21 protein-coding genes are annotated in these 24,245 nt (G+C 69.1%); 16 read left to right on the plus strand and 5 right to left on the minus strand.

Annotation, left to right across the window (positions count from 1 at the left end):
- The first annotated feature begins 233 nt into the window (after positions 1-233).
- From C7H75_RS11430 to C7H75_RS11475, 10 genes are all read left to right on the plus strand, one after another.
- Positions 234-986 carry a YebC/PmpR family DNA-binding transcriptional regulator gene (locus tag C7H75_RS11430; RefSeq protein ID WP_005513541.1) on the plus strand — a complete coding sequence of 251 codons (753 nt, stop codon included), beginning with the start codon at positions 234-236 and terminating at the stop codon, positions 984-986.
- A gap of 97 nt (positions 987-1,083) precedes the next feature.
- Positions 1,084-1,659: a crossover junction endodeoxyribonuclease RuvC gene (ruvC, locus tag C7H75_RS11435; RefSeq protein WP_022595653.1), complete on the plus strand. Its 576-nt coding sequence runs from the start codon at positions 1,084-1,086 to the stop codon at positions 1,657-1,659.
- The gene (gene ruvA / locus C7H75_RS11440) at positions 1,656-2,261 is read left to right on the plus strand and encodes a Holliday junction branch migration protein RuvA (protein ID WP_013415856.1); all 606 of its coding nucleotides are present in this window, start codon (positions 1,656-1,658) and stop codon (positions 2,259-2,261) included. The genes ruvC and ruvA overlap by 4 nt, the downstream gene beginning before the upstream one ends.
- 14 nt (positions 2,262-2,275) lie before the next feature.
- Complete coding sequence (gene ruvB, locus C7H75_RS11445; RefSeq protein ID WP_013415857.1) at positions 2,276-3,391, plus strand: Holliday junction branch migration DNA helicase RuvB; 1,116 nt, start codon at positions 2,276-2,278, stop codon at positions 3,389-3,391.
- Between the two features lie 178 nt (positions 3,392-3,569).
- Positions 3,570-3,902, plus strand: coding sequence for a preprotein translocase subunit YajC (gene yajC, locus C7H75_RS11450; protein WP_005513536.1), 333 nt, complete (start codon positions 3,570-3,572; stop codon positions 3,900-3,902).
- 146 nt (positions 3,903-4,048) lie between these two features.
- On the plus strand, positions 4,049-5,734 hold the full coding sequence (gene secD / locus C7H75_RS11455; protein ID WP_175271674.1) for a protein translocase subunit SecD: 1,686 nt from the start codon (positions 4,049-4,051) through the stop codon (positions 5,732-5,734).
- A 2-nt stretch (positions 5,735-5,736) separates the two neighbouring features.
- Positions 5,737-6,912, plus strand: coding sequence for a protein translocase subunit SecF (secF, locus tag C7H75_RS11460; RefSeq protein WP_013415859.1), 1,176 nt, complete (start codon positions 5,737-5,739; stop codon positions 6,910-6,912).
- 1 nt (position 6,913) lies between these two features.
- Positions 6,914-8,653 (plus strand): ABC transporter substrate-binding protein, encoded by a 1,740-nt coding sequence (locus C7H75_RS11465; protein ID WP_106851363.1) that lies wholly within the window; start codon positions 6,914-6,916, stop codon positions 8,651-8,653.
- Positions 8,654-8,661: 8 nt separating this feature from the next.
- Positions 8,662-9,228, plus strand: coding sequence for an adenine phosphoribosyltransferase (locus C7H75_RS11470; RefSeq protein ID WP_013415861.1), 567 nt, complete (start codon positions 8,662-8,664; stop codon positions 9,226-9,228).
- Positions 9,229-9,309: 81 nt separating this feature from the next.
- On the plus strand, positions 9,310-11,646 hold the full coding sequence (locus tag C7H75_RS11475) for a RelA/SpoT family protein (protein WP_005513524.1): 2,337 nt from the start codon (positions 9,310-9,312) through the stop codon (positions 11,644-11,646).
- Positions 11,647-11,724: 78 nt separating this feature from the next.
- Here the strand turns inward: C7H75_RS11475 and C7H75_RS11480 are convergent, their stop codons facing one another.
- The gene (locus C7H75_RS11480; RefSeq protein ID WP_013415862.1) at positions 11,725-12,513 is read right to left on the minus strand and encodes a peptidylprolyl isomerase; all 789 of its coding nucleotides are present in this window, start codon (positions 12,511-12,513) and stop codon (positions 11,725-11,727) included.
- On the minus strand, positions 12,513-13,373 hold the full coding sequence (locus C7H75_RS11485) for a peptidylprolyl isomerase (protein WP_106851364.1): 861 nt from the start codon (positions 13,371-13,373) through the stop codon (positions 12,513-12,515). The genes C7H75_RS11480 and C7H75_RS11485 overlap by 1 nt, the downstream gene beginning before the upstream one ends.
- Before the next feature lie 196 nt (positions 13,374-13,569).
- On the opposite strand from C7H75_RS11485, the gene C7H75_RS11490 reads away from it, so the two are divergent.
- The 5 genes from C7H75_RS11490 to C7H75_RS11510 all read left to right on the plus strand — a co-directional run bounded on the left by C7H75_RS11490 (position 13,570) and on the right by C7H75_RS11510 (position 19,994).
- Entirely contained in the window at positions 13,570-14,250 is a 681-nt protein-coding gene (locus C7H75_RS11490) for an MBL fold metallo-hydrolase (RefSeq protein WP_064057855.1), read from the plus strand.
- A gap of 15 nt (positions 14,251-14,265) precedes the next feature.
- Positions 14,266-15,546 (plus strand): histidine--tRNA ligase, encoded by a 1,281-nt coding sequence (gene hisS, locus C7H75_RS11495; protein WP_013415863.1) that lies wholly within the window; start codon positions 14,266-14,268, stop codon positions 15,544-15,546.
- A 46-nt stretch (positions 15,547-15,592) separates the two neighbouring features.
- The gene (locus tag C7H75_RS11500; RefSeq protein ID WP_106852007.1) at positions 15,593-16,174 is read left to right on the plus strand and encodes a hypothetical protein; all 582 of its coding nucleotides are present in this window, start codon (positions 15,593-15,595) and stop codon (positions 16,172-16,174) included.
- Between the two features lie 105 nt (positions 16,175-16,279).
- Positions 16,280-18,883 (plus strand): helix-turn-helix transcriptional regulator, encoded by a 2,604-nt coding sequence (locus C7H75_RS11505; RefSeq protein WP_064057856.1) that lies wholly within the window; start codon positions 16,280-16,282, stop codon positions 18,881-18,883.
- A 106-nt stretch (positions 18,884-18,989) separates the two neighbouring features.
- The gene (locus tag C7H75_RS11510; protein ID WP_005513515.1) at positions 18,990-19,994 is read left to right on the plus strand and encodes a malate dehydrogenase; all 1,005 of its coding nucleotides are present in this window, start codon (positions 18,990-18,992) and stop codon (positions 19,992-19,994) included.
- 31 nt (positions 19,995-20,025) lie between these two features.
- Here C7H75_RS11510 and C7H75_RS11515 read toward each other — a convergent pair whose 3' ends face one another.
- The 3 genes from C7H75_RS11515 to C7H75_RS11525 form a co-directional block, all read right to left on the minus strand.
- Complete coding sequence (locus C7H75_RS11515) at positions 20,026-21,372, minus strand: hypothetical protein (protein WP_106851365.1); 1,347 nt, start codon at positions 21,370-21,372, stop codon at positions 20,026-20,028.
- Positions 21,369-21,698, minus strand: coding sequence for a type VII secretion target (locus C7H75_RS11520; RefSeq protein ID WP_005513513.1), 330 nt, complete (start codon positions 21,696-21,698; stop codon positions 21,369-21,371). Before C7H75_RS11520 ends, C7H75_RS11515 begins: the two co-directional genes overlap by 4 nt.
- Positions 21,699-21,761: 63 nt before the next feature.
- Entirely contained in the window at positions 21,762-22,466 is a 705-nt protein-coding gene (locus tag C7H75_RS11525; RefSeq protein WP_106851366.1) for a TetR/AcrR family transcriptional regulator, read from the minus strand.
- Positions 22,467-22,709: 243 nt separating this feature from the next.
- On the opposite strand from C7H75_RS11525, the gene C7H75_RS11530 reads away from it, so the two are divergent.
- Positions 22,710-24,245 (plus strand): amino acid permease, encoded by a 1,536-nt coding sequence (locus C7H75_RS11530; RefSeq protein WP_064057858.1) that lies wholly within the window; start codon positions 22,710-22,712, stop codon positions 24,243-24,245.

The raw sequence follows: 24,245 nt of genomic DNA on the forward strand, positions 1-24,245 counted from the left end.
CGTCCGTCGTTCTCGATCACACATCGTTGATGTCTCTGGAAGGGTCCATTGTGCCCGACGCGCTGTCTTGGGAACGTCGGCAACATCTACCGGATCGTAACCTTCCGGGGGAGGCGGTGTGTCCGGACCGGACGGGTGTGCAGGTAGCATCGAATCTCCGACAAGTGTGCAGTCGAATTGCCGTGGGATTTGTCGTATCTGCCACGGCGCACTGCAGGAAGGGGCTCCCACGAATGAGCGGCCACTCCAAATGGGCCACCACCAAGCACAAGAAGGCCGTGATCGACGCCAAGCGCGGCAAGATGTTCGCGAAGCTGATCAAGAACATCGAGGTGGCAGCTCGTACGGGTGGTGGCGATCCGTCGGGTAACCCCACCCTCTACGACGCCATCCAGAAGGCCAAGAAGAGCTCGGTCCCGAACGACAACATCGAGCGCGCTCGCAAGCGTGGCGGTGGCGAGGAAGCCGGCGGCGCCGACTGGCAGACCATCATGTACGAGGGCTACGGCCCCAACGGTGTCGCCGTGCTGATCGAGTGCCTCACCGACAACCGCAACCGCGCCGCCGGCGAGGTGCGCACCGCGATGACCCGCAACGGCGGCAACATGGCGGACCCCGGTTCGGTCTCGTACCTGTTCACGCGCAAGGGCGTCGTGGTGCTCGAGAAGAACGGTCGCACCGAGGACGATCTGCTGGAGATCGTGCTCGAGGCGGGTGCCGAGGAGATCAACGATCTCGGTGAGAGCTTCGAGATCGTGTGCGAGGCCGGGGATCTGATCCCGGTCCGCACCGCGCTGGTCGATGCCGGCGTCGACTACGAGTCGGCCGATCCGGACTTCCGTGCGTCCGTCGAGGTTCCGGTCGACGCCGAGGGTGCCCGCAAGGTGTTCAAGCTCGTCGACGCCCTCGAGGACTCCGACGACGTCCAGAACGTCTACACCAACGTCGACGTCTCCGACGAGGTGCTCGCCGAACTCGACGCCTAGGCTCCGGCGGCGCCGACTGCGTGTTGGTGCATCGTCACGCGCCCACCTCCCGCTATGCTCGAACAACTGTTCGGAAAGTAGTGCGAGAGGTGGGCGCGTGCGTGTTCTGGGTGTCGACCCCGGCCTGACGCGATGCGGCTTCGGCGTCGTGGACGCGGGCCGTGGCCGCGAGGTGAGGCCCGTGGCGGTCGACGTCGTGCGGACCCCGCCCGAGATGGAACTCGCGTCGCGTCTCCTGCGGATCTCGGAGGCGGCCGACGAGTGGCTCGACCGGTTCCGGCCCACGGTCGTCGCGGTCGAGCGAGTGTTCGCGCAGCACAATGTACGAACCGCGATGGGGACGGCACAGGCCGGCGGTGTGGTGGCCCTCGCGGCGGCCAAGCGGGGTATTCCTGTGTGCTTTCACACGCCGAGCCAGGTCAAGGCCTCGGTGACGGGTAGCGGTACCGCCGACAAGAAGCAGGTCACCGCGATGGTCACCCGCATTCTCGGACTGGACACCCCGCCGAAGCCGGCCGATGCGGCCGACGCGCTCGCGCTGGCGATCTGCCATTGTTGGCGCGCGCCGATGCTCGAGCGGATGGCCGCGATGGAAGCGGCGGCGGCGGAGCAGAAGCGGCGGTACGAGGCACGGCTGAAGGAAATTGCGGCCGGAAAGGCAGGAACACGGTGATCGCTTCGGTTCGGGGTGAGGTTCTCGAGGTCGGGCTGGACCATGCGGTGATCGAGGCCGCGGGCGTCGGGTACCGCGTCAACGCGACACCCGCCACCCTGGCGACCCTTCGGCGGGGCGACGAATCGCGCCTGTTGACGGCGATGATCGTCCGTGAGGACTCGATGACGCTGTACGGCTTCGCCGACGCGGAGTCGCGAGATCTGTTCGGCCTGCTGCAGACGGTGTCCGGGGTGGGGCCGCGGCTGGCGATGGCGATACTCGCGGTCCTCGAACCCGAGGCGCTCCGCAAGGCCCTCGCAGAGGGCAATGTCACCGCGCTCACTCGTGTTCCGGGCATCGGCAAGCGCGGCGCCGAACGCATGGTCGTCGAGCTTCGCGACAAGGTCGAGGCCGTCGCCGTGACCGGTGATCTGCCGGGCGCGGGCGCGGCCACGTCCGCGAGCGTCGTCCGTGACCAGGTGGTCGAGGCGCTGACCGGTCTCGGCTTCAAGCTCGAGCACGCGGAGAAGGCCACCGACACCGTGGTGGCGGCCGATCCGGAGGCTCCGACGTCCACCGTCCTGCGGTCGGCACTCGCCCTGCTCGGGAAGACACGATGATCTACGGCGACGGTATGGACGACGCCGGAGGCGCCCGCGACGCGTCGGACGAGTCGGCGGTCACGGCGAATTTCGTCTCGTCGGACGGCGAGGTCGAAGCGAGCCTGCGTCCGAAGAACCTGAGCGACTTCATCGGCCAGCCGCGGGTCCGCGAACAGCTGCAGCTGGTGCTCACCGGCGCGAAGCTGCGCGGTGGGACTCCCGACCACGTGCTGTTGTCCGGACCGCCCGGCCTGGGTAAGACGAGCATGGCGATGATCATCGCGACGGAGCTCGGCACCTCGCTGCGGCTGACGTCGGGTCCCGCGCTCGAACGCGCCGGCGACCTCGCGGCGATGCTCAGCAATCTGGTCGAGGGCGACGTGCTGTTCATCGACGAGATCCACCGGATGGCGCGGCCCGCCGAGGAGATGCTGTATCTCGCGATGGAGGACTTCCGGGTCGACGTCGTGGTGGGGAAGGGGCCGGGCGCGACGTCGATTCCCCTCGAGGTCGCCCCGTTCACTCTGGTCGGAGCCACCACCCGTTCGGGTGCACTCACCGGGCCGCTCCGGGACCGCTTCGGCTTCACCGCGCACATGGACTTCTACGAGCCGCACGAGCTGCAGCTCATCCTGCTCCGATCGGCCGGCATCCTCGGGATCGAACTCGGCGAGGAGGCCGGTGCGGAGATCGCGGGGCGCTCGCGTGGCACGCCGCGCATCGCGAATCGGCTGCTGCGCCGGGTCCGTGACTACGCGGAGGTCCGCGCCGACGGCATCATCACCCGCGAGATCGCGCAGGCGGCGCTGGCGGTGTACGACGTGGACCCGCTCGGCCTCGACCGGTTGGACCGGGCGGTGCTGGGCGCGCTGGTCCGAAGCTTCGGTGGTGGGCCGGTGGGAGTCTCGACGCTGGCCGTCGCGGTGGGGGAGGAACCCTCGACGGTCGAGGAGGTGTGTGAGCCGTTCCTGGTCCGGGCGGGCATGATCGCCCGGACGCCGCGCGGTCGCGTCGCGACGGCGGCCGCGTGGGCGCAACTGGGCCTCACACCTCCGCCGGACGCCGCGGTGGGCGGCATCGAGGTCCGCGCCCGCGAACCGCAGCTCGGTCTGTTCGACCCGCAGGACCCGGACCGGGATGAATCGTGAGGTGATTTCACCGCCCGGGAACCCTCGTTGTTCGATATGAGCGAAATGCCATCGGTGACGATTTCCCTTTCGCGCGACCCGCTAGTGGCACACTGGTCACTAGCGCGGGGCCGACCGGTCCCGTGATCATCGCCGTGTGTAACGCCTTACATGACGAAACCCGAGGACTGACTTCCTGATGGAATTGCTGTTTCCGCTTCTGATTCTTGCTCTGCTCGTGCCGATGTTTCTCGGCATCAGGCGCCAGAAGAAGGAGATGCAGAAGACCGCCGATCTGCAGGACTCCCTGAAGATCGGTGACCGTGTCATGACCACTGCCGGCCTCCACGCGACGGTGGCCGGACTGGACGAGGGAACGGTCGATCTCGAGATCGCTCCCGGTGTCGTCACCACCTGGTCGCGGATGGTCGTCCGTGAGCATGTGGTCGACGAGGACGCAGCCGGCACCGAGTCCGTCGAGCACGACGACGAGACCCCGGACGACACGCAGCGTCGCCTGAACGGCGAATAGTGCGGTAGCCGCCCTCGTCGGCAGGATTTCCCCCTGCCGACGAGGGCGTGTTCACGCTCGGCCCGCCGAGCGGCTCGCTTGTCTTTTTTGCGTCATCACCTTTGCGTCATCATCTGAACCGCACGTACCGAGGAGACAGACAGACCGTGGCACCTTCGACAGGATCGGTGCACCCAGTGCGCGCGCTCGCCGTTTTCACGGCGCTCGTCGCCGCGCTGTATGCGCTGGTCTTCTTCACCGGAGACAAGTCCCCGACTCCCGAGCTCGGGATCGACCTGCAGGGCGGAACACGTGTCACCCTCACCGCGCGGACACCGGACGGCAGTACACCCAGCCAGGACAGCCTCCGTCAGGCCCAGCAGATCATCGAGACGCGCGTCAACGGCCTGGGCGTCTCCGGGTCCGAGGTGGTGATCGACGGTGACAACCTGGTGATCACGGTGCCCGGCGACGACAGCTCGCAGGCACGGTCGCTCGGTCAGACTGCCCGGCTCTACATTCGCCCGGTCGTCGGCTCGCAGGCCGCAGCTGCCCCCGGTGCGCAGCCGGCACCCGCGACGCAGGCCCCGACCACGCCGGCTCCGGCGCCGACCGAGCCCGCCGCCACCCCCGACGTGCAGGAGCGCCCGTTCCCGGCGCAGGATCCCACCGAGTCGGCCGAACCCTCGCCGTCTCCGGCGCCCGCTCCCGCGCCCGGTGAGCCTGTACCCGGTTCTCCCGAGGCAGCCGCAGCCGAGATCGCCAAGGCGAAGGAGACACGTCAGAGCGAGGACCCGGCGGTCCAGCAGCAGGCGATGGCCACGCTCGACTGCTCGGCGCCCGATCCGCTCCAGGGCAACGACGACCCGAATCTGCCGCTCGTCGCCTGTTCGACGGACGGCACCACCGTGTACCTGCTGGCGCCGAGCATCATCGACGGCCAGGAGATCTCCGACGCCAGCTCCGGTTACAACACGCAGCAGTCCCGCTACGAGGTGAGCCTGAGCTTCAAGTCGAGCGGCAGCTCCACCTGGGCGCAGTTCACCGCCGCCAACATCGGCAAGCAGGCCGCCTTCACGCTCGACTCGAAGGTCGTCAGCGCGCCCGTCGTGCAGGGTGCGACGCCGGCCGGTAGCTCGACCTCGATCACCGGCCAGTTCAACCAGACGCAGGCGCAGGAACTCGCGAACACCCTCAAGTACGGGTCGCTGCCGCTGTCGTTCCAGGCGTCCGAAGCAGAGACGGTCTCGGCGACCCTGGGCCTCGCGTCGCTCGAGGCGGGCCTCATTGCCGGCGCGGTGGGCCTCGTGCTCGTGCTCGTCTACTGCCTCGTCTACTACCGCATGCTGGGCGTGTTGACCGCGCTGTCGCTGGTGTTGTCGGGTCTCATGGTCTACGCCGTGATGGTGCTGCTCGGCCGGTACATCGGCTTCACCCTCGACCTGGCGGGCATCGCCGGTCTGATCATCGGTATCGGCATGACCGCCGACTCGTTCGTCGTGTTCTTCGAGCGGATCAAGGACGAGATGCGCGAGGGCCGGAGCTTCCGGTCCGCCGTACCACGTGGTTGGGCGCGTGCGCGCCGGACGATCCTGTCCGGTAACGCGGTCAGCTTCATCGCGGCTGCGGTCCTGTACGTCCTCGCCGTCGGCCAGGTGCGCGGCTTCGCGTTCACCCTCGGCCTCACGACGATCCTCGACGTGGTCGTGGTGTTCCTGGTGACCTGGCCGCTGGTGTACATGGCATCCAAGTCCCGCTTCTGGTCGAAGCCCGGCGTCAACGGTCTCGGCGCGGTCCAGCAGGTCGCCCGCGAACGCAAGCTGGTCGCGGCGTCGACCTCCGAGGAGGCATGAAAATGAGTGAGTCGAACACCTCTGCAACCTCCTCCGGGGCGACCGAGGCAGCCTCCGATCGTGCAGTGCTGCCGCACCACAGCTGGCTCCAGCGGCTCTACACCGGTACCGGCGGATTCGAGGTCGTCGGACGCCGCAAGTTCTACTACTGGTTGACCGGTGCGATCGTCGCGCTGTCGCTCCTGAGCATCCTCGTGCGCGGCTTCTCCCTCGGCATCGAGTTCGAGGGCGGTACCCGCATCCAGTTCCCGACCCCGGAGGGTGTGACCACCGAACAGGTCGAGACGGTCTACAGCGACACCCTCGGCCAGGAGCCGGTCTCGGTGCAGACGGTGGGCTCGGGCTCGAGTTCGTCGGTCGAGATCCGCTCCGAGGCGCTCGACGCCGGTCAGGTCAACGAGCTGCAGAACGCGCTGTACGACGAGTTCCAGCCGAAGGACAGCAACGGCAACACGTCGAAGAACGCGATCAGCGTCGCGGACGTCAGCGAGACGTGGGGCGGGCAGATCACCAAGAAGGCGCTCATCGCGCTCGTGGTGTTCCTCGTCATCGTCAGCATCTACATCGCTGTCCGGTTCGAAAGAGACATGGCGATCGCCGCGATCGTGTCGTTGTTCTTCGACATGATCGTCACCGCCGGCGTGTACTCGCTGATCGGTTTCGAGGTGACGCCGGCGACGGTGATCGGTCTGCTCACGATCCTCGGCTTCTCGCTCTACGACACCGTCGTCGTGTTCGACAAGGTGGAGGAGAACACCCGGGGAATCCTGCACCTGAACCGGCGGACGTACGCCGAGCAGGCGAACCTGGCCGTCAACCAGACGCTGATGCGGTCGATCAACACCACGGTCATCTCGATCCTCCCGGTGATCGCGCTGATGGTGGTCGCGGTGTGGCTGCTGGGTATCGGCACCCTCAAGGATCTGGCACTGGTCCAGTTGGTGGGCATCATCGTCGGCGCCTACTCGTCGATCTTCACCGCGACGCCGATGCTGGTGTCGATCAAGGAACGGTGGGGTCCGGTCGCCGCACATACCAAGAAGGTGCTCGCGAAGAGGGCGGCCGCCGGCACCCGTGTCGGGGCGTCGCAGCCCGAACCTCGGGTTAGCGCGGCGGCGGGTCCCGCGCCGCGACCCGGTGCGGTACCGACCGGGAAGCGCAACAAGAAGAGGCACTGACATGGCGGACGCCACCAGTCGCAGCAGGTTCCGCCGCCGGGCGGCCAGGTCGATCGTCGCCCTGGCCGCCGCGGCCGCGGTCGGCGCGACCGCAGCGTGCAGCAGTGAACCGACCGATCAGGTGCCCTCGTTGGGCTACGCGATCGACAACGTCGTCACCACCTACAACGGCAACACCGTCGAGGGCTCGGCGACCGGGGCGCTGCAGTCGTTCGGTCGGGTTCTCACCGGTATGAGTTACACGGGTCCGTCGGGTGCACCGGTGGCGGACACCGATTTCGGAACCGCGAGCGTGGTGCCCGGGGACTCGCTCACCGTGCAGTACCGACTCAACCCGTCGTCGGTCTACTCGGACGGGGTGCCGATCTCGTGTGACGACTTCGTGCTCGCATGGGCGGCCGGCAGCGGCCGCTTCACCCGGCCCGGCGACAGCGGTGCGGTGCCGATGTTCGACGCCGCCACGCGTGCCGGCTACGCGGACATCGAACGGGTCGACTGCCAGCCCGGGGCCAAGGACGTCACGGTCGTGTTCTCGCCCGGCCGCGGCTACCTCGGCTGGCGGTCGTTGTTCGGCGCCACCGAGCTGATGCCGGCGCACGTCGCCGCGCAGGCTGCGGGTGTGCCGGACCTGGTCGGTGCTATCCGTTCCGGCGATGTGGACGCGGTGGGGCGGATCGCGGATTTCTGGAACACCGGTTGGCGTCTCGAGCCCGGCGACCTCGAACTGGCCAAGTTCCCGTCGTCGGGTCCGTACCGGATCGAGTCGTACACGACCGACGACGGCCTGGTGCTCGTGGAGAACGAGCGGTGGTGGGGTATCAAGCCGCAGACGTCGCGGATCGTGGTGTGGCCCAAGGGCTCCGACGTGCAGGCCGGAATGGATGCCGGGGACGTCGAAGTCGTGGACATCGGTGCCGGTTCGCTGGCCGGGTTCGAGCCGGACGGCGGATTCGACGTCGCACACGAGCCGTCGCGCAGTGTGGAGCAGTTCGTGCTCGCGACGCAGGGTGTGTTCGGTTCGCCCGACGCCCGCCGCGCGTTCGCGCTGTGTCTGCCGCGGCAGCGGCTGTACGACGAACTCGGTCACCCCGGGTTCGACCGTGCGGACGGCATCGGATCGGGTGTGATCGACTCCCGGATCACGGGGCCGGACACGCTGTTCTACCCGTCGGCGGTCGCCGCGGAAGGTGGCACGTACACCGACCCCGACATCCCCGGAGCGCGCGAGGCCGCCGGTCAGCAGCAACTGACCGTCCGTGTCGGGTACCTCGGCCCGGACGAGCGTCGTGCGCGCACCGTGCAGATCGTCGCCGAGTCCTGCGCCGGCGCCGGTATCACCGTCGAGGACGCGGGTTCACCCGACTTCTCCCCGACGGCGCTGCGCGCCGGACAGGTCGATGCGGTGCTGGCAGGCACCGCGTCCGCGGCCGGTGCTGCCGGGACCGACTCGATCGACGACGCGGCGTTCGCGCTGCGGACCGGCAACGGCGACAACTTCGGCGGCTTCTCGAACCGCCGGTTCGACCAGGTGGTCGACCAGCTCGCCGTCGACGCGTCGCTCGCGGCCCGCATGTCGCTGCTCGGCGAGGCCGAGGCGATCCTGTGGAACGAGATGCCGACGATCCCGCTGTTCGACCAGCCCCGCACGATCGCGCACTCGAAGGGCATGCACGCCGTCGTGCCCAATCCGACGAGGTCCGGTTCGGGATGGAACATGGACAGGTGGATACTTCTCAGGTGATTTCTCAGATGGATGCACCCGAAGCCACGAACCCGGAACTCGCCTCGGCGCTCGAGCGTGCGGGTGATGCGGTCTCCCGTCTGACCCGTTGGTGCGACGACTTCCCGACGCCCGGTGTCCGGTTCGCGGATCTCACGCCGGTGTTCGCGGACGGGCCGGGATACCGGTCGGTGATCGAGGGTCTCGCGGCCGCCGGCGTCGGAGCCGATCTGGTTGCCGGGGTCGACGCTCGCGGGTTCCTGCTCGGCGGCGGTGTCGCGATGGAACTCGGATGCGGCGTCCTCGCGGTCCGTAAGGCGGGCAAGCTGCCGCCGCCGGTGCACGCCGAGAGCTACGCGCTCGAGTACGGCGCCGCGACACTGGAGATTCCGTGTGACGCGCCCGATCTGTCGGGGCGCCGGGTGTTCGTGATCGACGACGTGCTGGCCACCGGCGGCACCCTGCTCGCGGCGGCGGAGCTGCTGGCGCGGGCCGGTGCGGACGTGATCGGCGTGGCCGTCGTCCTCGAGATCGAGGAGTTGGGCGGGCGTGCGCGGTTCGACCGGTACCCGCTGACATCGCTGGTCAGAGTCTGAGGACTACAGTTGTGCCTGGTGGTGTAGCAGTGCCGCCAGGTTCCGAGTGGCCGTGGCAGTGCGGTGGCAGGAGGTGACGGCATGACCCAGCATCTTGATCGTTCCCAGAACACTGATGCCACGAATACCGGCGGGGCGAATCCCGCCGAGAAGAGCGCGCCGGTGCCGACGTCGGCATCGCGGCGGGTGCGGGCGCGACTGGCTCGCCGCATCACCGGTCAGCGCAACGCGCCGATCCGGCCGGTGCTCGAGCCGCTCGTCGCGGTGCACCGCGAGCTCTATCCGAAGGCCGATTTCTCGCTGCTGCAGCGCGCGTACGACGTCGCCGAGCAGCGGCACGCGACGCAGTTCCGCAAGTCGGGCGATCCGTACATCACGCATCCGCTGGCGGTGGCCAACATCCTGGCGGAGTTGGGCATGGACACCACGACACTGGTCGCGGCGTTGCTGCACGACACGGTGGAGGACACCGGATACTCGCTCGAGGAGTTGACGGCCGAGTTCGGCGACGAGGTGGCGCATCTCGTCGACGGCGTGACCAAGCTCGACAAGGTCGTGCTCGGATCGGCGGCCGAGGGCGAGACCATCCGCAAGATGATCATCGCGATGGCGCGGGATCCGCGGGTGCTGGTGATCAAGGTCGCCGACCGCCTGCACAACATGCGCACGATGCGCTTCCTGCCGCCCGAGAAGCAGGCGCGCAAGGCTCGCGAGACGCTGGAAGTCATTGCGCCACTGGCACATCGACTCGGCATGGCGACGGTGAAGTGGGAGCTCGAGGACCTCTCGTTCGCGATCCTGCATCCCAAGAAGTACGAGGAGATCGTGCGCCTGGTCGCGGACCGGGCGCCGTCGCGGGACACGTACCTGGCCAAGGTGCGGGCGGAGATCAATGCGACGCTGTCCGCGTCGCGGATCAACGCGGTCGTCGAGGGCCGGCCCAAGCACTACTGGTCGATCTACCAGAAGATGATCGTCAAGGGCCGCGACTTCGACGACATCCACGACCTGGTCGGCGTGCGGATCCTGTGCGACGAGATCCGGGACTGTTACGCCGCGGTCGGCGTGGTGCATTCGCTGTGGCAGCCGATGGCGGGCCGGTTCAAGGACTACATCGCGCAGCCCCGCTACGGCGTGTACCAGTCCTTGCACACGACCGTGATCGGACCCGAGGGTAAGCCGCTCGAGGTGCAGATTCGCACCCGGGACATGCACCGCACCGCGGAGTTCGGTATCGCCGCGCACTGGCGGTACAAGGAGACCAAGGGCAAGCACTCGAACGACATCGCCGAGGTCGACGACATGGCGTGGATGCGCCAGTTGCTCGACTGGCAGCGTGAGGCGGCGGACCCGGGCGAGTTCCTCGAGTCGCTGCGCTACGACCTCGCGGTGAAGGAGATCTTCGTCTTCACCCCGAAGGGTGACGTGGTGACACTGCCGGCGGGATCCACGCCGGTCGACTTCGCGTACGCGGTGCACACCGAGGTGGGCCACCGCTGCATCGGCGCCCGGGTCAACGGCCGGCTGGTGGCGCTCGAGCGGACCCTCGAGAACGGCGAGGTCGTCGAGGTCTTCACGTCGAAGGCCCCGAACGCCGGGCCGAGCCGCGACTGGCAGACGTTCGTGGTGTCGCCGCGCGCGAAGGCGAAGATTCGGCAGTGGTTCGCCAAGGAGCGCCGCGAGGAGGCGCTCGAGGCGGGCAAGGACGCCATCGCGCGTGAGGTGCGCCGCGGTGGTCTTCCGTTGCAGCGCCTGCTCAATGCCGAGGCCATGACCGCGCTGGCGCACGAGCTGCGGTACACGGACGTCTCGGCGCTGTACACCGCGGTGGGCGAGCACAACGTGTCCGCCCAGCACGTGGTGCAGCGGCTCGTGGCGCATCTCGGTGGCGAGACCGCCGTCGAGGAGGAGCTGGCAGAGCGGTCGACACCGTCGACTATCCCCACCCGATCGCGCACGTCCGGAGACGTCGGCGTGCTCGTGCCGGGCGCACCGGGCACCGTGGCGAAGCTCGCCAAGTGCTGCACCCCGGTGCCGGGAGACGAGATCATGGGGTTCGTCACGCGCGGCGGCGCCGTCAGCGTGCACCGCACGGACTGCACCAACGCGACGTCGCTGCGCGAGCAGTCGGAGCGGATCATCGACGTCGAGTGGGCGCCGTCGCCGACGTCGCTGTTCCTCGTCGCCATCCAGATCGAGGCGCTCGACCGGCACCGGCTGCTGTCGGACGTCACGAAGGCGCTCGCGGACGAGAAGGTCAACATCCTGTCGGCGTCGGTCACCACATCCGGTGACCGGGTCGCCGTCAGCAAGTTCACGTTCGAGATGGGCGATCCGAAGCACCTCGGTCACGTGCTCAACGTGGTCCGCAACGTCGAGGGCGTCTACGACGTCTACCGCGTCACCTCGGCGGCCTGAGAACCCCCGATACACGGCTGAAGGGTCCCTTCGTGCGTTGGGAGCGCACGAAGGGACCCTTCAGCTGTTCGGGACGGGTCAGGCGACCTTGGCGGTCTCGATGGTGACCGTGTCGGTCGGTGTGCCGTCGCCCGGGGACGTGGAACCCTCGACGCCCGCAGCGGCAATCTTGTCGAGCGTCGCCAGACCCTCGTCGGAGATCGTGCCGACCACGGTGTAGTTGGGCTGCAGCAGCGAGTCCTCGAACACCAGGAAGAACTGGCTGCCGTTGGTGTCGACGCCGGCGTTGGCCAGCGCGACGGTGCCGCGCGGGTACACGACGGGGTTGCTCGACGCCGGGTCGTTCGGTGCGAACTGGTTCGTCGGGTACTCGTTGTCGTACCGGTAGCCGGGTCCGCCGCTGCCGCGACCGCTGGGGTCACCGCACTGGAGCATGCCCAGGCCGGGAGCAGTGGAGATCCGGTGGCAGGGGGTGTTGTCGAAGTAGGCCTGCTCGGTGAGGCTGACGATGCTGTTGACACTGCACGGCGCTTCACCGCGGTCGAGAGTCATGCCGATCGGCCCCTGGCCGGTGGTGAGGTCGACGGCGACGGTTCCGGCCGTGGAGACAGCGGTCCCGTTGGGCGGTTGCACTTCCTTCGCGGCCGTGCCGGCGGCCGGGTACGTGCAGTCGACGGTCGGTGCCGCGGGTGCGGACGGCGCGGGCAGCGCCGGGTACTGCGACAGGTCGATCTTCGGGGCCTCGGGGGTGGTCCACATGCTCGACGAACTCGTCGTGGTGTCGGACGATCCGCCGTCGTCGCTGCCGCACGCGGTGAGGAGGAGGGCGAGGCCGAGTCCGGCTGCCGCGAATGCCGTGCGCTTCATCAATCCAACCTCACGCTGGTGATGTCGATGGGCAGGTTCGGCTTGCCGCCGCCCGCGGACATCGATCCGTCGTCGCCGGCGGCGGCCACTTTCTCGATGGTCTGGAGTCCGGTCTCGTCGATCGTGCCGAACACCGTGTACTGCGGCGGCAGCGTCGAGTCGCCGTAGACGAGGAAGAACTGGCTGCCGTTGGTGCCCGCGCCGGCGTTGGCCATCGCGATGGTGCCGCGCTTGTAGGTGACGGGCGTCTGGGCGGCCAGGTCGTCGGGCGCGTACTGGTCGGTGGGGAACTCGTTCGCGAACTGGTAGCCTGGTCCGCCGCTGCCGGTGCCCGTCGGATCGCCGCACTGCAGCACCTGCAGGCCCTCTCCGGTGACGAGGCGGTGGCAGGTGGTGCCGTCGAAGTAGCCCTGCGACGCGAGGCTGACGAAACTGTTCACGGTGCAGGGGGATTCGGCGTTGTTCAGCGTCAGCCCGATGGGGCCCTGCGTCGTTTCCATGCTCGCGCTGACCGTCGCGAGCGTCGTGTCGATGCCCTCGGCGCGCGGCGGGTTGTTCGGCTTGGCGGGGGCCTCGGCCGGCGTGTACGCACAGTTGACGAGGTTGGGCAGCGGCTCGGCGCGGCCCGCGGGCATCGCAGCGGCGCTGGGCGTCTCGGACGCGGCGGTGTTCTCCGTCGAGTTGTCGTCCTTGCCGGACAGCGTGACGACGACGGCACCGACCGCGATCACGACGATCGCGCCGACGATCGACCCGGCGATCGTCATCTGCTTGCGCTTCCGTGCGCGTTCGGCGCGCCGTTCGAGCTGGCGTTCCAGCTTTCGTTTCGCAGCCTCACGGCGCTGCTGATTGCTCGGCACTGCAGTCGTCCTCCCGTACGTCTCGTTCGGTCTTCTTCGGAACTCTCCCGTGGCGCCCGTCACCGCACATGGGACATGCGCGAGTCTGCCACCTCAACCTGAGAGGATCCTGGCGGGGCGACGGCCTAGGCTGTACTGATCCGCTCCGGATCCCGTATGACCCCGTTAACCGCCCCGTACTCTAGGAGTTGTCGCCGTGCTCGTCACCGGATTCCCCGCCGGAATGTTCCAGACCAACTGTTACATTCTCGCGCACGACGACTCGGGGGAGTGCGTCGTCGTCGATCCGGGTCAGGACGCCGCCGAGCCGCTCATGCAGTTCCTCGCGCAGTCGGAACTCGAGCCGAAAGCGGTTCTGCTCACGCACGGTCACCTCGATCACACGTGGTCGGTTCATCCGGTGTGCGAGCACTACGGAATCCCGGCGTACATCCATCCCGACGACCGGTACATGCTCACCGATCCGGGACGCGGCATCGGGCCGTCGATGAACCAGTTCATCGCGGGCGTCGAGTTCCGGGAGCCGGACGAGGTGATCGAGCTGGCCGACGGGGACGAGTTCACCGTCGCCGGCATCGATTTCGTCGTCGACCACACGCCCGGGCACACCCAGGGCTCGGTGGTGCTGCGCACCGAGATCGCAACCGAGGAGGGCCCGCTCCAGGTGGCGCTGACCGGCGACACCCTGTTCCAGGGTTCGATCGGCCGTAGCGACCTGCCCGGTGGCAACCACGAGCAGTTGCTGCAGTCGATCGCGCGGAAGCTGTTGGTGCTCGACGACACCACCGCGATCCTGCCCGGGCACGGGGGCTCGAGCTCGATCGGCCAGGAACGCGCGTCCAACCCGTTCCTCGTTGGACTGACCGCGTCCCAGTAAGGAAAAGTAGGCACCGTGAGTAAGTCAGGTCTCAGCACCTTCTCGGCCCCCAAGGGCGTTCCCGACTACGTTCCGCCGCAGTCCGCGGAGTTCGTCGCCGTGCGCGACGGATTGACCCGCGCGGCCCGGCTCGCGGGCTACGGCCACATCGAACTCCCGATCTTCGAGGACACCGGGTTGTTCGCCCGGGGCGTCGGCGAATCCACCGACGTCGTCTCGAAGGAGATGTACACGTTCGCCGATCGCGGCGACCGTTCGGTGACGCTGCGTCCCGAGGGCACGGCCGGTGTGATGCGCGCTGTGATCGAGCACGGGCTCGACCGCGGTCAGCTTCCGGTCAAGCTCAGCTATGCCGGCCCGTTCTTCCGTTACGAGCGCCCGCAGGCGGGCCGCTACCGGCAGTTGCAGCAGGTGGGTGTCGAGGCGATCGGCGTCGACGATCCCGCGCTCGACGCCGAGGTGATCGCGATCGCCGACGCCGGGTTCCGCAGCCTGGGTCTCGACGGTTTCCGCCTCGAGATCACCTCGCTCGGCGACGACACCTGCCGGCCTCAGTACCGGGAGCGCCTGCAGGAGTTCCTCTTCGGGCTCGACCTGGACGAGGACACCCGCCGCCGCGCGGAGATCAATCCGCTGCGCGTCCTGGACGACAAGCGGCCGCACGTCAGGGAGATGACGGCGGACGCGCCGCTCATGCTCGACCACCTGTCGGAGAGCGCGAAGGCGCACTTCGACGAGGTCCTCGCGCACCTGGACGCCCTCGGGGTGCCGTATGTCGTCAATCCCCGCATGGTGCGCGGTCTGGACTACTACACCAAGACGACGTTCGAGTTCGTCCACGACGGCCTGGGCGCGCAGTCCGGTATCGGCGGCGGCGGTCGCTACGACGGGCTGATGGCGCAGCTCGGTGGTCAGCCGCTGTCGGGCATCGGGTACGGCCTCGGGGTGGATCGGACGATCCTCGCGCTCGCGGCCGAAGGCAAGTCCGCCGGCAACCCCGCCCGCTGCGAGGTCTTCGGGGTCCCGCTGGGCGCCGCCGCGAAGACCGAGATGGTGAAGATCGCCCACGCGCTGCGTGCGGCCGGGATCCGCGTCGACATGGTGTACGGCGACCGTGGCATCAAGGGGTCGATGAAGGCCGCGGATCGTTCCGGAGCTCGCATCGCGCTGGTGCTCGGCGACGAGGACCTCGCGGCCGGCACCATCGCCGTCAAGGATCTGAGCAACGGAGAACAGACGTCGGTGGCCATGGAAGGCGTTGTCGCGCAGATCGGTTCGATTCTTGCCGACGCCTGACGGGCGGTCCGGGGAAGAGTTCTCCCTCGACCTCGTCCCGGCGGCGATGCTCGCTCCGCGGATGCGGAAGGTCGCGCTGGTCGCGGTCGTCATCGGAGTCGTCGTGGGCGGCGTGGTGGCGATCTTCGCCGCTCCGCTGGTCGCGCTCGCGGTGGGTGCGGTGATCGCGCTGCCCACCGCGGTCTCCGCGCTGCTGGCGACGCGTCGTCGAATCTGGCTGTCCGGTACGACGATTCACGCATCGAACGGCCTCATCGAGCGCCGCGTCGACGTCGCGCGGGCGGTCAGCGTCGAATTCGTCGTGCGCGTCGCCCGGATCAGCCAGGTGGCCGTCCGGATCGGTGACGGTCGCGTGGTCCGCACCGTCCCCCTCGCGCTCTACACCGCCGACGGCGGTCGGGAACTCGACGTGCTCGGCCTGCGCAAGCTCGCCGATGCGCTGTCGGCGAGCGAGTTGGCTCCGGCCGCCGGTGCGGCGTCGCTGCTGATCGACCAGTTGCGGGCGGAGGCGCGCGGCGCCGGGCTCGAGGAACGGCCGCTGTATCGAGCCGTCGTCCTGGTCCGGGACGCGGGACGGGTGCCGCAGACGACCCTCACCGACGAGGAAGTGGCCGGGTTGTCGAACTGACCCGAATCCGAGGCGGCGGGACCGGACCGACCGCGCAGTAACTCCCTGATTGCGGGTTGCGCGGTTCGATGCGCGGGGGCCACCGACAGGATTATCGTTCGAAGCATGGTCGGTCTCTGGCCCGTCCTGGACCGTAAGGCTGCGTTCGAGGGCGCTCGGGAACTGCTCCGCGACGGACGATCGTGCGGAGTGGTGCTGGTCGGTACCGCCGGTGTCGGCAAGACCACGATGGCGCGGGAACTGGTGGGTTCGCTGACCGGTGAGGCGCGCTGGATCGTGGGCACCGAGTCCACCCAGAGCATTCCTCTCGGCGCCTTCGCGCCGCACCTGGCCCGGACCACCTCGCGCGACCCGGTCGTCGCCCTGCGAGCGGTCCGGGACGTACTCGCCGAGGACGGCTCGGCCCCGGACGGCGGCGCCGCCATCGTCGGCGTCGACGACGCCCATCTGCTCGACGAGTTCTCCGCGGGCCTCGTGCACCAACTGGCGGTCGGCCGCGACGTCCGCCTCGTCGTCACGGTCCGCAGCGGGGCGCCGGTCCCGTCGGCGATCGAGGCACTGTGGAAGGACGGGCTGCTCACCCCGTTCGTCGTGGAGCCGTTCACCCGCGCGGAGATGGACGAGGAACTGCACCAGGTGCTCGGTGCCCCGGTCGAGCGGTTCAGCGCGGACGCGATCTGGGAGGCGTCGGAAGGGAATCCGCTGTTCCTGCGGCACCTCGTGGAGGGTGCGCTCGACGGCGGCACGCTGCGCCGATCCGGTGGGGTCTGGCAGCTACGGGGGCGGCCCGGGGTGTCCGCGGCGCTCGCGTCGCTGCTCGAATCACGGTTCGCCCGCACCCCGCGAGACGCGCTCGACGTGGTGGACTACCTGGCGTTCTGCGAGCCGCTCGAACTCGAGGTGCTCAGCGAACTCGTCAGCCGGCGCTCCATCGAGGAGGCCGAGCGGCTGGACTTGGTACGGATCCGGGATGTCGGCAACGCGCACGTGGTGCGGCTCGCCCACCCGCTGTTCGGCGAGGTCATCCGCGACAGGGCGGGGGTGCTCGCGGCGCAGCGCATCAAACGGCGGCTGGTGGAGGTGCTGCGCGAATCACCGGACCCGGGCGTGGTGACCTCGATGCGGATCGCGGAACTCGCCGTGGAGTCGGGCATCGAGCCGGATCCCGAACTGCTGGTTCGCGGTGCCGAGGACGCGATCGCGATGGCCAGCCTGGAACTCGGGGCCCGGCTGGCCGCTGCCGCCGTTCGCCGCGGCGGCGGATTCGACGCGTCGTTCGCGCTCGGCCGCGCGCTGATGTGGCAGGGCAAGGGCGACGACGCCGAGGAAGTCTTCGCGGCCGTGGACCCCGACGAACTGTGTGAGTACGACGTCGCGCGATGGTTGCTGACCCGCGTCGCGAGCCTGTATCTCGAGGCCGGCAGACCGCAGGAAGCGGTCGCACTGTTCCGGCGTGAGCGCGATCGGATCAGCGATCCGATGCTGGCGGTGTCCGTCGTGGCCCTCGACGCGGTGCTGCACCTGTACGACCGCGAGCTCGGGACGGCGATCGCACTGGCGCGGGAGGTGGAGGCGGCCCCGGAGGCGCACCCGTGGGCCCGCGCAAGCGGTGTCTTCGCCGGGGTGGCGGCACTGACGGTGTCAGGGCGCGGACTCGAGGTGGGCGCCCTCGCGGCATCCGCGTGGGAGGCGATCTCGCACGGCGACGGACTGCTCCGCTTCCACATCGGGTACTTCGAGGTACTCGCCCTGACACTCGTGGGGCGGCTCTCGGCGGCGGAGTCGACCGCCGCCCGTTATCGCGAGATGGCGGCCGGCCAGCCGAACAGCGCGGCCCTGGCCGATGTGGCGTCGGGCGTCGTCGAACTGACCGGCGGCCGGCTCGACGACGCGGCCGAACACCTCACCGAGGCGCTGGCCGTCCTGGACCGCGAGACCCGTTCCGAATGGATGCTGCTGGCCGCAGTGAGTCTGTGTCAGGTGCGTGCCGCGCAGGGCAAGGGTGCCGACGCGGCCGCGGCGCTCGCGGTCGCCGAACGCAACTCCGGTCCGGAACTCGCGTTCTTCGACCCGCTGATCGACATCGCGCGGGCCTGGGTCGCGGGATCGGCGGGGGAGGTCTCGGCGGCGGTGCACGCGGCACGGCGCGGCGCGGACCTCGCGGCGCGATCCGGTCAGTTCGCCGTCGAGGCGATCGCACTCGACGTCGCGACGACGTTCGGTGACTACACGACCGCATCCCGGCTCGGCGAGCTCGCCGCCTTCGTGGACGGACCCTTCGCGCGGGTCGCGGCGGCGCGCGCGCAGGCGTTGGCGAAGGCCGACGGCCCGGCACTCGATGCGCTCGCGGCAGAGTTCGAACGCACCGGGACCCTGTTGGCTGCGGCCGACACGTACGCTCAGGCCGCGACTGCATACTCCCGATCCAACGATCGACGCGGCGAGTTGACGTCGGCGGCGAAGGCGCACTGGCTGGCGTCACGTTGCGACGGGGCGACGACGCCGGCACTCGCGAAGGCGGCCCGTCCGCTCCCACTCACCGACCGCGAACGAGAGGTGGCGGTGTTGGTGGGCCGGGGACTGTCGAACAAGGACATCGCCCGGCGTCTCGTCCTGTCGGTCCGCACCGTGGAGGGCCACATCTACCGTGCGTGCGAGAAACTGGCCCTCAGTCACCGCAGCGACCTCGCCAAGCTTGTCCGGGTGTGACGGTCGGCACTCTGTGGCGTAGCTCGTGGGATGTGACCGATCCCATTCTCCCGCCGACGAATTCGTGCCTACGGTGGAGGTGTCGACTTCGACTCGAGGAGGCAGTATGAACGCGGCACCTGTGGACAAGGCACCCGTCACGGTCACCGTGACCGGCGCATCCGGCCAGATCGCCTACGGACTGCTATTCCGGATCGCGGCCGGCGACATGCTCGGCCCCGACACCCCGGTCCGGTTGCGATTGCTCGAGATCCCGGCGGCAGTCCGCGCCGCGGAGGGCGTCGCGATGGAACTCGAGGACGGGGCGTTCCCGCTGCTGAACGGCGTAGAGATCACCGACGACCCCGTCGTCGGCTTCGACGGTGCGAGCGTCGCGCTGCTCGTCGGTGCCCGGCCTCGCACGAAGGGCATGGAGCGCGGCGACCTGCTCGCCGCGAACGGCGCGATCTTCACGACGCAGGGACGAGCGATCGAGGCCGCGGCCGCCGACGACGTCAAGGTCCTCGTCGTGGGCAACCCCGCCAACACCAATGCCCTCATCGCGATGAACAATGCGCCCGGTGTGCCACGCACCCGGTTCAGTGCGCTGACCCGGCTGGACCACAACCGGGCCATCGCGCAGTTGGCGCACCGGACCGGCGAGCCTGCGGCATCGATCCGGCGCATGTCGATCTGGGGTAACCACTCGGCAACCCAGTACCCGGACCTGTCCCACGCGCTCGTCGGGAACAAGCCCGCCGAGGACGCCGTGTCGGACCGCCGGTGGATCGAGGACGTGTTCATTCCGACCGTGCAGCAACGTGGTTCTGCGATCATTCGTGCTCGCGGTTCGTCGTCCGCGGCCAGTGCAGCGAGCGCCGCGATCGACCACGTGCGCGACTGGACCGCCGGCACCGCCGACGGGGACTGGGTGTCGATGGCGGTATGCTCCGACGGCTCGTACGGGGTGCCGGAGGGGTTGATCAGCTCGTTCCCCGTGACGTGCGCCGACGGCGAGTTCCGGATCGTGCCGGACCTGGACGTCGACGAGTTCTCCCGGGCGCGCATCGATCTGTCGATCGCCGAACTCGCGCAGGAACGCGACGCCGTCCGCGCGCTCGGTCTCGTCTGACCACGCCGAGCCCGAGCGCGCCGACCGCGCGTCAGTGCGCCCTGCCCTCGATTCCCGAATCCTCGAAGCCGCCCAGCGCATCGATCTCGACGCTGCCGATCACTGCGGGCGCGACCATCGGCAGCTCGCCGACCACTTCGTCGCCCGGTACGGCGGCGGCCAGGTAGCCGGCGTTCCCCCGGTGGACCGTGTCGTCGTACGCCCCGCGCAGTTGCGCTCCCGTGCCGGTCGGGGCGTAGCCGGGTGCCGGGGTGCCGGCACCGGACGTGCGGGTCCCGCCCTCGGCGTACGGGGTGGTCGCAGAAGTGGCCACGGAGGGTTGCGCGGCCGACGGGCCGCGCCCGGTCGATCCGGCCCAGGTCCCCGCGCTCCCCGCGACGAAGCCGGGGACGAATCCGCCACCGGCGCCACCGGATCCGCCGGCCCCGCCGAACGACGCTGCGGTAGGAGCGAATTCGCGGGTGGACACGGGTGCCATGCTCGCGGCGTGCGTCTGTGGCGGAAGCGCGTCACCGTACTGCGGCGACGAGTTGGCGAGAGACCTGCCCACGGACTCGAGCACCGACCCCGCGACCGCGACGGGCGACTGTCCGCCCGCAGCGAGGAGACCGGCCGCCGGCGCGGGAGCCGCGGGAACGGGGATCTCGGCGCCCAGCGCAGCCATCGCGGACTGGTGGCCGGCGAGTTCGGCGCGAGTCGCGGCGACCACCGACAGCGCGCGTTGCAGGTGGTCGGCGGCCGCGGCCAACAGCATCGTCTGACCCGGGGGAGTGAGCGCGACCGGAGCGGCTGCCACGGCGGTCGCTGCGAACGATTCGGCGACCGCGACGAGTTGCGCATTGCCGCGCGAGACCGTTGCCGCGGCGTCCTGGGTGACGGACGCGATGGCATTGCCGCGTTCGCTGAGTTGTTCTCCGGTGATTCGGACCTGCTCGCCCTGCGACTGCGCCGCCAGGGCCGCGGAGCCGTCCCAGGCACCGTCCAGAGCGCGCAGCCCCGAGACCCCCATCGACAGCGCGGTGTCGATGACCGACGACGACTGGCGCAGCAACGCGGTGGGGTCGAATCCGCCGAACGCGCCCGTCCCGAAGGCGCTCGCGAGATCGGCCACGGGCTGCAGTAGTTGATCGATACCGGGCAGCGGCGGAAGGGGTGGCAGTTCGGGAAGAGGTGGCAGCGCCGGCGCCGGAGGAAGTGCCCCCGCGGCGATGTCGACGAACGGCGTGTTCAGCGCCGGACCGAGCGGGGAGGCTGCGAGCGCCTCCATCGGTGTCCGGGGAACCGGCATGTCCAGGACCGGCCCGACGGGGGACGCCTGCAACAGATCCAGCACGGTCGGCTGCGCGGTGCCTGCGGTCGGTTCGGGTGTCGTCGTCATGCGTTGCCTCCCAGGGCGCTGCGCGCGTCGCCGAGGACGCGTCCGGTGGCGTGATCGGTGGCGTCGTATGCGGCGGCGACCGCGTGCGCGACCGCCCCGGTGCCGGCGTAGTGGTTCGCGAGCGCGGCGACGGACCGTGCGTGCGCGGTCTGAGTGGCCGCGAACGTTGCCACGAAATCGGCGCCTATCGCGCCGAACACCGGTGTCAGTGCAGCGACGTTCGCGGCCAGGTCCAACCCACCCGCCGTCGCGATGTGAGTCGCGGCCCCCGCCGCGACGTCGCCGTACACCCGAATCTCATCGGGCGCAGCAGAAAACCCGTCCATGATGACCCCCCATTGGTCGACTCGGCACACACTGTAACCGACCGTCCGGCCCGCAGTCGTCCCTCATCGCTCAGGCTGTGGACAACTTTTCGCGAGCCGGTCGAGAACGCCTCGGGCGTGGTGTGCGATCTCGGTGGTGGGACCGAATCGCCCCAGCACGCGCAGGACCGCGTCCGCCACGAGCTCGGGCGGAAGTCCCGGCGCCGGCGAGCCGGATTGGTCGACGGCGTCCGAGCGGGCGTTGATGGTGGCCTCCACCAGGCGGAACGGCAGCGCGGCGGCGGCTCGTCCGACGTTCGGATCACCGATGGTCGCCAGGGCCTCGCCCGCAAGATCGGCGTACTGCTCCATGAGTTCACCACGCAGAGAACGGAATTCGGTGAACCGATCCGTCGTCACCTCGGGCAGTAGATACAAGGCGCCGAGGTTCCAGCGTGACTCTGCGAGTTGGGCGGTGTCGAAGAGTGTGAGCGCGTAGAGGCGGACGACGGGATCCGGGCAGTTCCTTCGCAACATCTCGGCGCACGCGAGGGGTCCCGCGACCGTGTCCAGGAGCAGCGCGGCGAGGATGTCGTCCTTGGTGGCGAAGTGGTGGTACATCGACGCCTGCCGGATTCCGACGGCGTCGGCGATCATCCGCGTCGACGTTCCGGTGAATCCGCGCGTGGTGAACAGTTCGGCCGCGGCGTCGAGAATCTCCTCGCGTGCGGTCGCACCCGGCCGTGTGCGGGTCTTCAGTCGTGGCCGTCCGGCACCCGTCGTCGTCATGTCCTCATCCTTACAGGAAAGTGCTGCACCGTGTTTCGTCGTCCTGACCTGTGATTGTGAGGGCTCGGACACCGTCCCGTAACCGGGGACACGCGTCCGCAACGGAAATCGCCGATCGCGACCCACGATCGCAACCTGCGCGACATCGTGCGCGTCGTTGCGGCCCGAAAACTGTCGAGTGACAGAAACCAGTGCCCGGGCCTCCCGGGCCGGTGACGCTTTCCGCCTCTCGTAGGAGGGTTCATGACAGCCACCGTGACGACAGCGTCGAGCGACCGGGGCGACCTGGCCGAGTTCGGCTACGAGCAGCAGTTGCACCGCTCGCTCGGCAAGTTCGGGTCCTTCGCGGCCGGCTTCTCGTTCGTCTCGATCCTCACGACGATCTTCCAGCTGTTCGGGTTGGGTTTCGGCTTCGCCGGGCCGGCCTTCTTCTGGACCTGGCCCGTCGTCTTCCTCGGGCAGTTCATGGTCGCGCTGTGCTTCGCCGAAATGGCGGCGCGCTACCCGATCTCCGGCGCGATCTACCAGTGGGCCCGGCGCCTAGGCGGCGCGATCGTCGGCTGGTTCGCGGGCTGGTTCATGATCATCGCGCAGATCGTCACCGCGGCCGCCGCCGCGATCGCGCTGCAGGTGGTGCTGCCGTCGATCTGGAGCGGCTTCCAGGTGATCGGTGACGATCCGGCTCTCACCTCGCCGGACGGCGCTGCCAACGCGGTACTGCTGGGGTCGATTCTCCTGGTGCTCACGACCACGATCAACTGCATCGGCGTGAACTGGATGTCGCGGATCAACAGCATCGGCGTGACCTGCGAGATCGTCGGAGTGATCGCCGTGATCGGCATGTTCTTCACCCACGCCCAGCGGGGCCCGGACGTGGTGTTCGACACCGGTGTCGCCGGCTCTCAGCCCGGGTACATCTGGGCGTGGATCGTGTCGGGCCTGATGGCCGCGTACGTCATGGTCGGCTTCGGTTCCGCGGGTGAACTTGCCGAGGAGACGCACAACCCGCGTCGGGTCGCGCCGCGCACGATCCGCCTCGCGCTGTCGGTCTCGGCGCTCGGCGGTGGCCTGATGATCGTCGGTGCGCTGATGGCCGCGCCGAGCCTCACCGACGGTCGCCTGGCCACCGAGGGCCTGCCCTACGTGCTGACGTCGATCCTGAGTTCGCCGTGGGGGACCGTGCTACTGGTGGACGTCGCGATCGCGGTGTTCGTGTGCACCCTCGCGATCCAGACCGCGGCGTCGCGGCTGATGTTCGGGATGGCTCGCGACGGCAAACTGCCGGCCAGCGAGGTGCTCGCCAAGGTCAACCCCCGCACCGGAACCCCGATCGCACCGAGCGTCCTGATCGGCGTGTTGTGCATCGCCGTGCTGGCCGTGAACGTCGGCAACTCCGCGATCTTCGCGACGCTCTCGAGTGTGTGCATCGTGCTCATCTATCTCGCATACCTCATGGTCACCGTGCCCATGCTCGTGCGGCGCCTGTCCGGTCGCTCGCTCGGCGGCCCCGATGTGGATACCGACGGCCGAAAGCTGTTCTCGCTGGGCGTGTTCGCGATTCCCGTCAACATCGCTGCCGTCGGCTACGGCGCCCTCATGGTCGTCAACCTGTCCTGGCCCCGCGCCGAGATCTTCAACCCCACGGGGGAGTACCCGGTCCTGCAGTGGGCCGCCCCCCTCGCGGTGCTCGCCGTCGTGATCGTGGGCGCCGCCTGCTATTCGTCCCGCGGCACCGCGCGCAGCGACCGCATCCCGACCCCCGTCACGATCGGAGCCTGA

The organism is Rhodococcus (subgen. Prescottella) equi (assembly GCF_003013675.1).
Taxonomy (GTDB): Bacteria; Actinomycetota; Actinomycetes; order Mycobacteriales; family Mycobacteriaceae; genus Prescottella; species Prescottella equi.